Origin of the sequence: Burkholderia sp. SJZ089, from assembly GCF_007828315.1 — a bacterium.
Classification (GTDB): domain Bacteria; phylum Pseudomonadota; class Gammaproteobacteria; order Burkholderiales; family Burkholderiaceae; genus Burkholderia; species Burkholderia gladioli.
Genome location: NZ_VIUM01000014.1, coordinates 227,010 through 240,413 on the forward strand (window position 1 = coordinate 227,010; position 13,404 = coordinate 240,413).

Genomic DNA, 13,404 nt, shown 5'->3' on the forward strand with positions numbered 1-13,404 from the left:
GCGTCAGGCGCGGGCCCCGCCCTTCACGAACACCGCGCGACCGGTTGCATACACCACCGCGTGGCGTTCCTCGGGCGTGAGCCGCGCGCAGGCCGCGAGCATGCGCTGCACCATGTCGGCATAGGTGCCCGACGAGGTGCCGATATCCGAGCCCCACATGATGCGATCGGCGCCGAACATGTCGACCGCCGCGCGCAGCGCCTGATCGGCCGGCGTGCCGGTTTCGCGATAGATGTCGAGGTTGATCGAGGTGAACTTGAAGAACAGGTTCGGCTCGGCCGCGAGCGGCGCGAAGCGCTCGTCGAAGCCGAAGTTGTCGTCCTCGGCCTCGGGCTCGAGCATGTGGTCGAGCACCACGCGCAGCGTCGGGAAGCGTCGCGCCAGCGCGATGATGGCCGGCACCGAGGGCCCGCCGCCGCCGCGCGCCAGCACCTCGATGTTCATCACGATGCCGTGCTCGTTGGCCACCGCCCAGGTCTCGAGCGCGCGCGGCGACGCGAGCCAGGGCATCGAGCCGTCGGCCTCGCGGCCGCCGAACAGGCGCACGCCGGCCAGACCGTGGCGCTCGATGTAGCCGCGCACCCGAGCCGGCGTTTCCGGCGCCTCGGCGTCGAGGATCACCACCGCCGAGAAGCGATCGGGATGGGCATCCGAGGAATCGAGGATGTAGCTGTTGTCGTAGCGGTAGATCATGCGCTTTTGCACCGCCACCGCCTCGACCACGCCGGCCTGGTCCATCCACGGCAGCATGCGCGACACGTCCGGCACCTCGTTGATCGGATTCGGGCCGTGCGCGCCGCCCGGCAGGCCGATCACGCCCGGCAGGCGCGGCGGCGCGTTCGGCGAGCGCTGCATCGGATTGCGCGGGTAGCGCGTGGTGTCGTCGGCCACCAGGTGCGCGTGCGAATCGAACAGCGCGAGGGCGGGTGCTTGAGGCGTGGCAGGCATGTCGTCTCCAGTGAAGGGAAGCTCGGGTTCAGAACAGGTGGCGGATGCCGACCGTGAAGCCGGTCTGGGCATCGCTGGCCGATGGGGTGGCGAAGGTCAGCGCGGCCACCGCGGCATGGCCGGTGGAATCGACGCCGGCGGCCTTCTCGTGCAGCAGCACGCAATAGAGGTCGGTGCGCTTGGACAGCGAATAGTCGGCGCCGAGGTTCCATTGCTGGTAGCTCGCGCCGCTCTGGCCGGCGAACGAACTCACGCGCGTGTAGGCGTAGGCGATGCCGAACTGCAGGGCCGGCGTGAGGCGGTACTTGAGGTTGGCCTCGGCGGTGTTGAAGGTCGCCGTCTTGCCGCGCTCGGCCGCGGGCAGGCTCGCGCCCGTCACGGGCGTGGCGCCCAGGTCGGCGAAGCTGGTGCGCGTGTAGATCGCGCCCAGCGTGAAGTGGCCGAGCTCGTACGCGGTGCCGGCGCCGAACTCGCGCTGCGAGCCGGCCGTGGCATAACCGCTGAAGATCGGGCTGGTGAAGTTGTTGCCGGTCGCGCTGCTGGTGGCGTTGTTGCCGAACAGCGCGAAGTTCGGATTCTTCACGTACAGATAGGCCGCCGCGAACTTGAAGGGGCCCTGCTGGTAGTCGGCGCCGGCCGAGATCATCTCGTTGCGCGTGACCTGCCCCGCCACGCCGCCCAGGCTGTAGGTCGCCCCCAGTTGCAGGCCGCGATAGCGCGGGCTCACGTACTTGATCGCGTTGTTGGCGCGCTCGGTGCCGTCCACGTCGTCCAGGCCCGCCGGGTGATAACCCCAGCCGGCGCCGCGCGCGGCCCAGTCGGTGCCCGAGGCGAACTGGCCGAGATAGCTCGACAGCGTCAGGTACTGGCGCCCCAGCGTGACGGTGCCGTAAGGCGTGCCAAGCCCGACGAAAGCCTGCCGGCCGAACATCAGCCCGGCCTGCAGCGCGCCGGTGGTGGTGGTGAAGCCGTTCTCCAGGGTGAACACGGCGCGGTAACCGCCGCCCAGTTCCTCGTTGCCGGTGATGCCGAAGCGCGAGGCGCTCTCGTTGCCGCCCGCGATGGCGTGCTGCGGCGCGCCGCCGGCATTGCTGTTGTAGCGATAACCGGCATCGACGATGCCGTACAGGGTCACGCTGCCCTGGGCCTGCGCGGCACAGGCAAAGCCGCAGGCGGCGGCGCCGATCAGCGCCAGCGATGTCTTCATGGTGTCTCCTCCCGATGTCGTGGCTCCGCTTGCCGCGGATGCCGGATGCGTCGCTGCCGGAGCGCGCTGCGGCGCCCTCGTTTCGACGCCCCGTATGGTTCCACGCAGGCCGTGTCGCTCCAAGCGCGTTTCCGTGACTTTTCGCAGAGCGAAATGTCGGGTCCGCGCCGGCGCCGCCACCAATAGGGATCGATCGCCATGATTCCGCACCGCGAAATCTTGCCGAATCGCGCTGGAGAGGGCCATCGGTGCAGCGTAGTATTGCCCGCCGTGGACCGATCGAGTACCGGCCCGCACGAGACACGCACACAAACCGGCGCACCGCGCGACTGTAAGGCGGCAGACAGCCGGTCCGACACGATGGAGTGGGAGGAGACATGGAGATTTCCCTGGCCGCGGCGGCCCAGCCCGATACCGCGCACGACGAGCGCCTGATCCGGCGCGTCTGGTGGCGCATCATGCCGCTGATCATGGTGACCTATCTGGTGTCGGTCATCGACAAGATGAACGTCAGCTTCGCCAAGCTGCAGATGGTCCACCAGATCGGCCTGACCGAGACCGCCTACGGGCTGGCCTCCTCGCTGTTCTTCATCGGCTACCTGATCTTCGAGATCCCCAGCGCGCTCGGCGTGCATCGCTTCGGCGCGCCGAAGTGGATCTTCCGCATCATGCTGAGCTGGGGCATCGCCACCGTGCTGCTGGCCTATACCGCCTCGGGCTCGATGTTCGCCGCGCTGCGCTTCCTGGTGGGCAGCGCCGAGGCGGGGCTCTATCCGGGCGTGGTGTATTACCTGACGGTCTGGCTGCCGCGCCGCTACCAGGTGCGCGCGGTGGCCCTGCTCACGCTGGGCAGCGCGCTGGGCAACATGCTCGGCTCGGCCTTCGGCGGCATGCTGCTGTCGCTGGACGGCACGCTGGGCCATGCAGGCTGGCAGTGGGTGTTCATCGTGACCGGTGCCTTCGCCCTGCTGCTCTCGCCGATCGTGCTGCTGCGCCTGCCCGCCAGCATCGAGACCGCGGGCTTTCTCGACGCGGCCGAGCGCCAGCGACTGGCACGCATGGTGGCCCAGGAGGCGCCCTCCACCAACCACGAGGGCAATGTCTGGGCGGTGCTGCGCGACCGCGTGGTGATGCTGTTCGCGCTCGGCTACACGCTGCTGCTGACCTCGCTGTACGGGATCATTTACTGGCTGCCGACGGTGATCAAGGGCTTCGGCGTGTCGAGCTCGTTCAACGGCCTGCTGACCATGATCCCCTGGGCGCTCACGGCGATCCTGCTGCTCACCGTGCCGCGCCTGCTCAAGCTCGAGGGCCAGGTGCGGGTGGCGGCCGCCGCGATCGGCACCATCGGCTGCCTGGCCTTCGTGGTCAGCCTGCTGGTGAGCGACCCGGCCTGGCGCTACGTCGCGCTGGTGCTCGGCACGCCCTGCACCTCGCTGCTGCTGCCCTGCTTCTGGTCGCTGCCCTCGAAGTACTTCAGCGGCCGGCGCGCCGCGGCGAGCCTGGCCGCGATCAGCAGCATCGGCAACTTCGGCGGCTTCCTCGCGCAGAACGCGATGCCCTGGATCGGCAAGGCGCTCGGCCACGCCAGCTACGCGATGCTGCTGCCCGCGCTGTGCCTGCTGCTGCTCGGCGCCACCGCGTTCGCGATGGAGCGCGCCAGCCGCCGCGCCGCGTCCGTCACCACCGCGCGCTGAACCGGCGCGCCTGCCCTTTCGACTTCAACGATTCCACGCCCATGCAAGCCAGCCTCCCGCGCCAGATCGGCACCTTCGTCAAGACCGGCGCGCCGCAGATCATCGAGATCCTCGGCGGTGCCGGCCTCCACTTCGCCGTGATCGACGCCGAGCACGCGCCCTTCGATCGCGCCACGCTCGACATCATGGTGATCGCCGCGCGCTCGGTGGCGCTGCCGCTGTTCGTCAGGATTCCCGACATGCAACCGGCCACCGTGCAGTCCGCGCTCGATCTCGGCGTGTCGGGCCTGCTGGTGCCGCATGTCGATTCGGCCGAGCACGCGCGGCGCCTGGTGGCGCGCACGCGCTTCCTCGACGGCGAGCGCGGTTATTCGAGCTCGCCGCGCTTCGCCGGCTACGGCGCGATGGGCATGAAGCGCGCGGTCGAGGCCGGCAACGGCACCACGGTGATCTGCCAGATCGAGAGCCGCGCCGGCTGCGCGGCCGCCGCCGAAATCGCCGCGGTGGACGGCGTGGCGGGGCTGTTCGTCGGCCGCGCCGATCTCGCGCTGTCCTTCGGGCTCGCCGATGCGCGCGCGCCCGAGGTGATGCAGGCCACCGTCGCGGTGCTCGACATCGCGCGCCGCGCCGGCAAGATCGGCGGCGTCGCGATCGGCGAGAGCCAGGAATGCGGCGAGTTCGAGCCGATGGGCGCGAGCTGGTTCGTGGTCGGCTCGGACCAGGCGCTGCTGCGCCGCGGCGCGCTCGCGATGATGGCCTGACACGGCAGCCGCATGCCGGTACGCCGCCGCCCGGCAAAGCTGGGATAATCCGCCTGGATCAGACGCGATCGCGCCGGCCCTCGCCGAGCGCCGATACGAACCAGAAACAAGATCGGAGACAGACCGGAACCCCAAGATGGCGGAACGCGATTCGTCGATCCGCGCGGTCGAGCGGGCCATTGCCCTGCTGCGCGCGCTCAACCAGATGCCGGTCTCGACGCTCGACGGCCTGCATCAGTCCACCACCCTGCCCAAGCCGACCCTGGTGCGGCTGCTGCGCACCTTCGAGGAACTGGGCCTGGTCGCGCGCGGCGCGCGCCCCGGCGAATACCGCCTGCTCGACGGCGTCAACGCGCTGAACTCGGGTTATCACCACGTGCCGCGCGTGGTCGAGATCGCCGGGCCGCTGGTGCGCGCGCTGACCGAGGAAATCAAATGGCCGATCGCCCTGGGCATGCTCGACGTCGATGCGCTGGTGGTGCGCCACAGCACCATTCCCTATTCGCCGCTGTCGCTGCTGCACTCATCGATCAACATGCGGCTGAGCCTGGTGTCGCGCGCGCTCGGGCGCGCCTACCTGGCGTTCTGCTCGCCGGAGGAACAGGAGATGCTGCTGGAGATCGTGCGCCAGAGCCATCATCCCGAGGATCGTCTCGCCCACGACCGCGAGGCCGTGCAGGCGATGCTGGAGCAAACGCGCCAGCGCGGCTACGGCCTGCGCGACGCCACCGTGCGACCCGTGTCGGGCACGCTCGCGGTGCCGGTGATCGCGAAGGATTTCGTGGTGGCCTCGATCGGGCTGACCTGGTTCTCGTCCGCGCTGACGGTCGACAAGGTGGTCGAGCGTTATCTGCATCGCCTGCAGGACGTCTCGCGGCGGATCTCCGAGCAGTTGTAGTGCGCCGGAGCCGGCACGCGCATCGCGGCGGCGCCGCCCTCGTCCGTGCCCGCGCATCCATCGCCGCTGTAACGACAGGGGCCGCTCGCCTTTTGGCGCAATTCGCACAATTCGCACTCGCGACTATTCCATTGTTTGCCAAACCCGGCATCTAAATTCGAGTCTTCACGCTTTTTCCCGGGATGGGCCGCGCGTAGATTACAAGGCACTCCGGTGCGTCGCCGTCCTGGCGGCGACCGGTCCACACTAGGTGAGGAACAGCATGGCCAAGCTCGAAGGAAAGGTCGCACTCGTCACGGGTGCCTCGAAGGGAATCGGCGCGGCAATCGCCAAGGCGCTCGCCGCCGAGGGCGCATCCGTGGTGGTCGGTTACGCCAGCAGCAAGTCGGGCGCGGAAAGCGTGGCCGCCGAGATCCGCGACGCCGGCGGGCGCGCGGTGGCGGTGGGCGGCGACGTGTCGAAGGCGGCCGATGCCGCGAAACTGGTGCAGGCCGCGATCGACGAATTCGGCGCACTGCATACCGTCGTCAACAACTCGGGCGTGTATGCCTTCGCGGCGCTGGAAGACATCACCGAGAACGAGTTCCATCGTCAGTTCAATACCAACGTGCTGGGCCTGCTGCTGGTCACGCAGGCCGCCTCGAAGCACCTTGGCGAAGGCGCGAGCGTGATCAACATCAGCTCGGCGGCGACGCGGATCACCCCCGCCACCACCGCCGTCTATACCGGCACCAAGGGGGCGGTGGATGCGATCACCAACGTGCTGGCGCTGGAGCTCGCGCCGCGCAAGATCCGCGTCAACGCGATCAACCCCGGTTATGTCGAGACGGAAGGCACGCACGCGGCCGGCATCGCGGGCTCCGAGATGGAAGCGCAGTTCGTGGCGCAAACGCCGCTGGGCCGCGCCGGCCGACCCGACGACATCGCCGGCGTCGCCGTGTTCCTGGCCTCGGACGACGCGCGCTGGATCAGCGGCGAGCATCTGCTCGCGGCCGGCGGCCTGCGCTGAGATCGGCCGGCGCGCCTCGGGCCCTGGACGGCAGGCCCGAGGCGCGCCGGATCGGACTCCATCGACGCATCACAAGGCCGGGGCAAGCCCCCGGCTGTACCGGTTGCACGCTGCCCACCGCGACCGGAACCAGGCGCGCTACCGGCTCGCCTGATCTTCCAGGCCGCCATTCGCGGCGATTCCCGCGTTTCATCTCTCCCACGCGACGCGCCGCATCCTTTCAACCGGCTTTCTCGCTCGTCCCTGCCTCGCTCGTCCCTGGCACACGCCGCGCCGCCGCGAGCCTGCGCGCCATCGTCCCATCCGCCGCGCTCCCGACGCGCCGCGCCTCGCCGTCCCGACTTCCCGCCATCAAGTTTTCGCGCGCCGCGCCGTAGACGCTATGAGCGGGTGCCGTCGCCCGCCCTCGATTCCCCGTACCCGATTACCGCAACCGCCTCCCGATTCGCGCAGCCCGCCCTCTCCTCCCAAGGCCATGATGTCCTCACTCCGAAGCCGCATCCTGATCATCTCCTCCGCCACCGTGATCGGCGCGCTCGCGCTGTCGGGCGCCGCCGCCTACTTCACGGTGCGCGCCAACACGATGGAAACCATCGCGCAGAACCTGGACGCGATCGCCGGCGCCAACACGCTGGCGATCGACAAGTGGGTGGAGGCCAAGGCGCAGGCGGTCAAGGCCTCGGCCGAGGACGTCGAGCACGGCGATCCGCAAGGTTTCGTCAAGCACATGGGCCGCGCCAGCGGCTTCCCGATCACCACGGTCGGCTGGAGCGACAAGAGCTTTTTCTCGACCACCAGCACCGCGCCGGGCTACGACCCGACCGCGCGCCCCTGGTACAAGGCCGCGCTGGCCGCGGGCACGCTGGTGGTCACCAAGCCCTATGGCGACTCCTCGACGGGTGCGCCCTACGTGTCGTTCTCCGCGCCGATGATGCGCAACGGCTCGGCCGACGGCGTGGTCAGCGGCGCGGTGCCGCTCGAGGGCGTGCGCGAGGTGGTGTCCACCGTGCATCCGACGCCCGCCAGCCTGGCCTTCGTGGTGACGCGCGACGGCCAGGTCATCGCGCACCCGGACGCCAAGCTCGCGCTCAAGCCCGCCACCGATATCGCCGAGGCGCTCACGCCCGCAGCGCTGGCCTCGCTGGCCCAGGCCGGCGCGCCGATGGAGATCGCGCTGGGCGGCGTGGTGAAGCTGCTCAAGGCCCAGCCGGTGGCCGGCACCGACTGGTACCTGGTGATCGCGCTCGACAAGGCCGAGGCCACCGCGGGACTGAGCCGGGTGCTGCGCACGCTGGGCGTGGCGATGCTGCTGCTGACGCTGGCCGCGGTCGGCCTCGCGGCCTTCTTCACCTCGAACTCGTTCCGCAGCCTGTCGCGGGTGCGCGACGCGATGGACACCATCGGCTCGGGCGGCGGCGACCTCACGCATCGCCTGCCGGTGGCCGGCCGCGATGAGGTGGCGCAGATCTCGGCCTCCTTCAATGCCTTCGTCGACAAGATCAGCGCGGTGCTGCACGACGTGAAGTCCGGCGTGGACAGCATGAAGCTGGCCACCGACGAAATCGAAATGGGCAATCGCGACCTGTCGCAACGCACCGAGACTTCGGCCAGCAACCTGCAGCACACCTCGGCCGCACTCACCGAACTGACCGCGAGCGTGAAGCAGTCGGCGGAATCGGCGATGGAGGCCTCGCGGCTCGCGACCTCGGCCAGCGAGGCGGCGGCGCGCGGCGGCGCGGTGGTGACCAGCGCGGTCAGCACGATGGACGAGATCGCCCGCGCCTCGGCGCGCATCACCGAGATCATCGGCGTGATCGACGGCATCGCCTTCCAGACCAATATCCTGGCGCTGAACGCGGCGGTGGAAGCCGCGCGGGCCGGCGAGCACGGCCGCGGCTTCGCGGTGGTGGCGGGCGAGGTGCGCACGCTCGCCCAGCGCTGCGCGACGGCCGCGCGCGAGATCAAGGACCTGATCCAGTCCTCGGAAGCCAGCGTCGACACCGGCGCGCAACGCGTGCAGGCGGCCGGCGCGGCGATGCGCGAGATCGTCGAGGGCATCGAGCGCGTCAATCGCGTGATCGGCGAGATCGACGGCGCGATGAACGAGCAGAGCACCGGCATCAGCCAGATCGACCGCAGCGTCGCCGAGATGGACCAGGCCACGCAGCAGAACGCGGCGCTGGTCGAGCAGTCGACCGCCGCCTCGGCGACGCTCAACGAACAGGCGCATGGCCTGTCGGGGATCGTGGGGCTGTTCCGGTTGCGGCAAGCGACGACAGCTTGAACGAGGCGCGCGGCGCGACGGCGTCGTCGTGCTCATGAGGCATCGATCGGCGCGCGTGCGAGCGCCGATCGCTCGAAATACGAATCGTCGAGCAGCATGTCCTCGAAGAACGCGCCGAAGCGACGGTCCTTGTCGCGGATATGGATCTCGAGCACCCACAGCTGCTGCGAGGGACGAAATTCGATGCCGGACAAGGGCACGTTGACGATGGCCTTGTGCGGGAAATCGGCGATGCGGTGACCCGGCAAGTCGAAGTTCAGTTCCCAGCCACGCCGCTCCGTACTGGCTTTCGCGAACTCGTAGAGCTGCCTGCCGGTCGCGCCGGTGCTCAGCCAATGGCGGCGTACTTCGTGGAAGATCGCCTTGACGTCCTCGGCGCAGCGCGCCATCTCCCGGTTCGAGCCGGTCACGAAGGTGTCGCCGCCGTCGCCCTCCCAGCGCTGCCAGCAAGGCCCGATGTCGACCAGGAAGATGTCGTCCTCGCCCAGCACGCGGTGCGGGTCGGCCGGCGCGCCGCCGATCTGCACGGTGTTCCCGCCGAAACGAACGTACACGTCGTGCCAGCCCCGCAGCAGCCCCATGTCGGCCAGGATGTCCTTGGCGGTCTCGATCGCCTCGGATTCGGCCATGCCCGGTTGCATCGCGGCGGCGATCGCCTCGACGGCGGCGCGCGTGTGCTCGCGCGCGATCAGCATCTGGGCGGCGTCGTAATGCGGGCCCACGGCCTCGAGCGGATTGTCGTGCGGGTTCATGAGCGATTCGTCTTGCATGGTGGTCCTGGTCAAAAGTCTTTCGGGGGTATCGTCAGCCGCAGGCCTTCGTGCTCGGCTCGCATGTCCAGTTGGCAGGAAAGCCGGTCGAATGGCCCGCTGGCAGCAAACGCGCCGAGCAGGCGCTTCTCGGCTCTGGAGATCGCCGGCAGCCTCGGCAGGTCCGTCTCGTCGATCCTCACGCGGCAGGTGCCGCATGACTGGTTGCCGCCGCAGATGGCCTCCACGACGTGCTCGGCGACGAGCGCCTGCATCAGCGACGCACCGACCGGGCAGCGCAGGGATCGGCGCGCCCCGTCGGGCAGCGACACGGCAACCGTGATGCTCGCGTGCGGCGACGCGTCGATCACGGCGGCAGCCGCGGACGCCTCGAACGCATCGAAGAAGAACCTGTCCTCGGGCAGGCCGCAGCGCGATACCAGTCGCTCGCGCGCCATTCGCACCATGGCCGGCGCCCCGCACGCGAACACATACGCGTCGCCGAGCGAGGGATGGGCGGCGGCCGCCACGTCCTGGACGAAACCCGTCGCGCCCTCCCAATCCGGGCTCGCGGTGCGCATGACCGGCACGAAATGGAAATGGCGGTACTCGCGCTCGAGCGAGCGCAAGACGTCGACCGCGTAGAGATCGCCGGGCCGGTCGCCGCCCCAGTACAACCAGACATCGTTGCGCACGGCCGTCGCGAGGTGCCGTTCGAGCATCGCCTTGAGCGGCGCGATGCCGGTTCCGGTCGCCAGCAGGATCACTTTGGCATCCTGATCGGCCGGGACCCGCCAGATGCAATCGCCGTAGGGCCCGGACAGTTCAAGCGTGCTGCCGACCCGGATCTGCTCGCGCAGCATGCGAGAGAACCGCCCCTGCTCGTGCAGGCGGATGTGGAGTTCGATCCTGCCGTCGGCGCGGCAGGGCGAAGCCATCGAATAGGAACGATGCGCGTCCGTGCCCGGCAACGCGATGCTCAGGTATTGCCCTTCCTGATAGCGCAAGGACGTGTCCACCGGGGACAAACCCAGGATCACGACGGATCCGCCTCGATGTTCGAGGCTCTGTACCAGCGCCTGCATTGAGCCTCCCATGTGGTCATGCTTCCATGGGGGTGACTATACGAATCGTCGAGGACGAGTTGAAGGACCACTTGCGGGCGCCGGAACTGGACCACTATGCCGCGAAGAACCGGCAAGCTTCGGCCAGCCTCTCCTTGCCCTCGCGCGCCTATTGACCTTCAATACCACTTGAACGTCAAGGTCGAACCTCCATCAGGACCGACAAGCAGCGCAACTCGCACCAGGGACCACGCCGATGAACCAACAGCACAGCACGCCGGGCTGGATGCTCTACGGAGCGAACGGCTATACCGGGGAAATGATCGCGCGCGAGGCGGCAAGGCGCGGGCTCAGGCCGGTGCTGGCCGGCCGCAACCGCGACAAGGTCGAGTCGCTGGCCCGGGAGCTGGGCCTGGAGGCGCGCGTGTTCGACCTCGATCGCCCCGGGGAGGTGGCGCGGCAGGTCGAAGGCCAGACGCTGGTGATGCACTGCGCCGGCCCGTTTTCGACGACCGCGGCGCCCATGATGGAGGCCTGCCTCGGCGCCGGGGCGCACTACCTCGACATTTCCGGCGAGATCGCCGTGTTCGAGCATGCCCGGTCGCTCGACGAACGCGCCCGGCAGGCGGGCATCACGATCTGCCCGGGCGTCGGCTTCGACGTGATTCCCACCGATTGCGTCGCGGCCGCGCTCAAGGCCGCCCTGCCGGACGCCACGCATCTCGCCCTCGGCTTCGATTCGAGTTCGAGCTTTTCGCCCGGCACCGCCAAGACCCTGATCGAGGGCATGCCGCAAGGCGGCAAGGTCCGTCGCGACGGGCGCATCGTGACGGTACCGCTCGCCCATGGCATGCGCCGGATCGACTTCGGCAATGGCGAGAAGAACGCCATGACCATTCCGTGGGGCGACGTGTCCACGGCCTACGCCACCACGGGCATTCCCAATATCGAGGTGTTCATCCCCGCCTCGGCCGGCATGGTCCTCGGCGCCCGGCTCGGCAACCTGGTCCGGCCGCTGCTGGGCCTGCGCGCCGTGCAGGACCTGCTCAAGGCCCGCATCGGCAGAACCGTCACCGGCCCGGATGCGCGTCGGCGCGCCGGACAGGCCACCTATGTCTGGGGGGAAGTGCGCAATGCGCGAGGCGAGCGCAGGACGGCGCGCGTGCGTACCGACCATGTGTACAGCCTCACCGTCAACGGCGCGCTGGCCGTGGTCGACCATCTGATGCGCACTCGCCCGGCCGGCGGCGCCTACACGCCGTCCAGGCTGATCGGGGCCGAGCTGGTGAGCAGCCTGCCCGGCTCGGGGCCGCTGGAGATCGTATGAAACGCGCGTTCGTCTCGACCGACGACAGCATGCCGGCCTGAAGCGATCGACGTTTCGTACACTTGACTAACGACGCTGGCCGCCAACGCGACCACGCCTTCGCCAACCCACCACGGCAAGCGACACGCCCGAGATCACGGCAGCGAGCGAAACGTAATACGCAGGCGCGAGCACATCGCCGCTCGCGTGGATGAACACTTCCGCGATCGTCGGTGCGAAACCGCCGAACAACGTCACGCCGAGGCTGTAGGCGATCGACAGCCCCGCCGATCGCACGCGCACGGGAAAGATCTCCGACATCAGGGCCGGCATCGGCCCCGAATACGCCGCCTTGAAGATGCCGGCCGCGGCCTGCAGCACGAGCAGCCAGCCCAGGGTGGGATGGCGCTGCAGCAGCGCGAACATCGGATAGGTGAGCGTGGCGAGCAGGATCGAGGTGGTCAGCATGATGCGCACGCGCCCGATGCGATCCGAGAGCGCGCCCATCACCGGCGAGAGCAGGAACTGCAGGCCGCCGTTGAGCACGACTACGCCGAACGAGCTCGCCGCCGCCATGTGAAGCTGCTTGACCGCGTACATCGGCATGTAGAGCTGCAGGATGTACACGCCGACCGTCGATTGCGCAACGATGCCGACCGCCAGCAGCAGGCTGCCCCATTGACGGCCGAGCCCCGGCGCCTTGCCTTCCGGCGCGGCCTGCATGGACTCGGCCCGCTGGTTGGCGAGGAATTCGGGCGTCTCGTCCAGGTGCGAGCGGATGTACCAGCCCACCGGCCCCAGCACCAGCCCGAAGCAGAACGGCAGGCGCCAGCCCCAGGCCTGGAGTTGCTCGGGCGGCAGCCACCAGGCCAGCAGCGAACCGAAGGCCGCCGCCAGGATCGCCGCCGCGCCCTGGCTCGCGAACTGCCAGCTGGCGAAGTAGCCGCGCCGGTTCGGGCTGTGCTCGACCATCAGCGCGGTCGCGCTGCCGAACTCGCCGCCCACCGCGAAACCCTGCACCAGGCGGGCGAGCAGGATCAGCAGCGGCGCCGCGATGCCGATCGACGCATAGGGCGGCATGACCGCCATCGCCAGCGTGCCGGCCATCATCAGCGCGATGGCCAGCGTGAGCGCCGCCTTGCGCCCGTGGCGATCGCCGTAGATGCCCAGCACGATCGCGCCCAGCGGCCGCATCAGGAAGGAGATGCCGAAGGTGCCGACGGCCAGCAGGGTCGACAGCCATTCGTCGTGCACGGGGAAGAACACCTTCGCGATGATCGGCGCGAAGTAGCCGTAGACGAGAAAATCGAACCACTCGAGCGCGTTGCCGATCGACGAGGAGAATACGATGCGACGCATCATGCCGCGGCTGAGCGGCACCTGCTCGGCCGATGTCCCGATATCCATGCCAGTCTTCCCCACTTTGCTTGGTTCTACTCATCGATGGCCGCGCGCCGCGAGCCGGGAACTCCGACTCGCGG

At 69.1% G+C, this 13,404-nt stretch carries 12 protein-coding genes; 7 read left to right on the forward strand and 5 right to left on the reverse strand.

Annotation, left to right across the window (positions count from 1 at the left end):
* Window positions 1–3: 3 nt before the first annotated feature.
* Both FB600_RS25350 and FB600_RS25355 read right to left on the reverse strand, forming a co-directional pair.
* A complete protein-coding gene (locus FB600_RS25350; protein WP_145757530.1) occupies window positions 4–948 on the reverse strand; it encodes an amidohydrolase family protein in 945 nt (314 codons plus the stop codon).
* 28 nt (window positions 949–976) lie between these two features.
* On the reverse strand, window positions 977–2,155 hold the full coding sequence (locus tag FB600_RS25355; RefSeq protein ID WP_145757531.1) for a porin: 1,179 nt from the start codon (window positions 2,153–2,155) through the stop codon (window positions 977–979).
* A 377-nt stretch (window positions 2,156–2,532) separates the two neighbouring features.
* Between FB600_RS25355 and FB600_RS25360 the strand changes: the two genes are divergently transcribed.
* From FB600_RS25360 to FB600_RS25380, 5 genes are all read left to right on the forward strand, one after another.
* The gene (locus FB600_RS25360) at window positions 2,533–3,852 is read left to right on the forward strand and encodes an MFS transporter (protein ID WP_145757532.1); all 1,320 of its coding nucleotides are present in this window, start codon (window positions 2,533–2,535) and stop codon (window positions 3,850–3,852) included.
* A 41-nt stretch (window positions 3,853–3,893) separates the two neighbouring features.
* Window positions 3,894–4,613 carry an HpcH/HpaI aldolase family protein gene (locus tag FB600_RS25365; RefSeq protein ID WP_098153870.1) on the forward strand — a complete coding sequence of 240 codons (720 nt, stop codon included), beginning with the start codon at window positions 3,894–3,896 and terminating at the stop codon, window positions 4,611–4,613.
* A 136-nt stretch (window positions 4,614–4,749) separates the two neighbouring features.
* Window positions 4,750–5,511 (forward strand): DNA-binding transcriptional regulator, encoded by a 762-nt coding sequence (locus tag FB600_RS25370; RefSeq protein WP_036050775.1) that lies wholly within the window; start codon window positions 4,750–4,752, stop codon window positions 5,509–5,511.
* Between the two features lie 262 nt (window positions 5,512–5,773).
* On the forward strand, window positions 5,774–6,520 hold the full coding sequence (locus FB600_RS25375; RefSeq protein WP_145757533.1) for a glucose 1-dehydrogenase: 747 nt from the start codon (window positions 5,774–5,776) through the stop codon (window positions 6,518–6,520).
* Window positions 6,521–6,998: 478 nt separating this feature from the next.
* On the forward strand, window positions 6,999–8,804 hold the full coding sequence (locus tag FB600_RS25380) for a methyl-accepting chemotaxis protein (protein WP_145757534.1): 1,806 nt from the start codon (window positions 6,999–7,001) through the stop codon (window positions 8,802–8,804).
* Between the two features lie 32 nt (window positions 8,805–8,836).
* On the opposite strand, the gene FB600_RS25385 is transcribed toward FB600_RS25380, so the two are convergent.
* Together FB600_RS25385 and FB600_RS25390 are read right to left on the reverse strand one after the other, a co-directional pair.
* Window positions 8,837–9,556: a M24 family metallopeptidase gene (locus FB600_RS25385; protein ID WP_233635441.1), complete on the reverse strand. Its 720-nt coding sequence runs from the start codon at window positions 9,554–9,556 to the stop codon at window positions 8,837–8,839.
* A 29-nt stretch (window positions 9,557–9,585) separates the two neighbouring features.
* Window positions 9,586–10,638 (reverse strand): FAD-binding oxidoreductase, encoded by a 1,053-nt coding sequence (locus FB600_RS25390; protein ID WP_186016692.1) that lies wholly within the window; start codon window positions 10,636–10,638, stop codon window positions 9,586–9,588.
* Between the two features lie 32 nt (window positions 10,639–10,670).
* Here FB600_RS25390 and FB600_RS37805 point away from each other — a divergent pair, with 32 nt between their 5' ends.
* Both FB600_RS37805 and FB600_RS25395 read left to right on the forward strand, forming a co-directional pair.
* Window positions 10,671–10,793, forward strand: coding sequence for a hypothetical protein (locus FB600_RS37805; protein WP_261383463.1), 123 nt, complete (start codon window positions 10,671–10,673; stop codon window positions 10,791–10,793).
* 80 nt (window positions 10,794–10,873) lie between these two features.
* The gene (locus tag FB600_RS25395; RefSeq protein ID WP_145757536.1) at window positions 10,874–11,944 is read left to right on the forward strand and encodes a saccharopine dehydrogenase family protein; all 1,071 of its coding nucleotides are present in this window, start codon (window positions 10,874–10,876) and stop codon (window positions 11,942–11,944) included.
* A gap of 66 nt (window positions 11,945–12,010) precedes the next feature.
* Here FB600_RS25395 and FB600_RS25400 read toward each other — a convergent pair whose 3' ends face one another.
* A complete protein-coding gene (locus tag FB600_RS25400) occupies window positions 12,011–13,330 on the reverse strand; it encodes an MFS transporter (RefSeq protein ID WP_145757537.1) in 1,320 nt (439 codons plus the stop codon).
* Window positions 13,331–13,404 lie beyond the last annotated feature (74 nt).

Coding starts and splice junctions, on each gene's coding strand:
- FB600_RS25355 (WP_145757531.1), bottom strand. CDS start 2,155: ATGAAGACATCGCTGGCGCTGATCGGCGCCGCCGCCTGCGGCTTTGCC.
- FB600_RS25375 (WP_145757533.1), top strand. CDS start 5,774: ATGGCCAAGCTCGAAGGAAAGGTCGCACTCGTCACGGGTGCCTCGAAG.
- FB600_RS25360 (WP_145757532.1), top strand. CDS start 2,533: ATGGAGATTTCCCTGGCCGCGGCGGCCCAGCCCGATACCGCGCACGAC.
- FB600_RS25390 (WP_186016692.1), bottom strand. CDS start 10,638: ATGCAGGCGCTGGTACAGAGCCTCGAACATCGAGGCGGATCCGTCGTG.
- FB600_RS25400 (WP_145757537.1), bottom strand. CDS start 13,330: ATGGATATCGGGACATCGGCCGAGCAGGTGCCGCTCAGCCGCGGCATG.
- FB600_RS25370 (WP_036050775.1), top strand. CDS start 4,750: ATGGCGGAACGCGATTCGTCGATCCGCGCGGTCGAGCGGGCCATTGCC.
- FB600_RS25385 (WP_233635441.1), bottom strand. CDS start 9,556: ATGAACCCGCACGACAATCCGCTCGAGGCCGTGGGCCCGCATTACGAC.
- FB600_RS25380 (WP_145757534.1), top strand. CDS start 6,999: ATGTCCTCACTCCGAAGCCGCATCCTGATCATCTCCTCCGCCACCGTG.
- FB600_RS25395 (WP_145757536.1), top strand. CDS start 10,874: ATGAACCAACAGCACAGCACGCCGGGCTGGATGCTCTACGGAGCGAAC.
- FB600_RS25365 (WP_098153870.1), top strand. CDS start 3,894: ATGCAAGCCAGCCTCCCGCGCCAGATCGGCACCTTCGTCAAGACCGGC.
- FB600_RS25350 (WP_145757530.1), bottom strand. CDS start 948: ATGCCTGCCACGCCTCAAGCACCCGCCCTCGCGCTGTTCGATTCGCAC.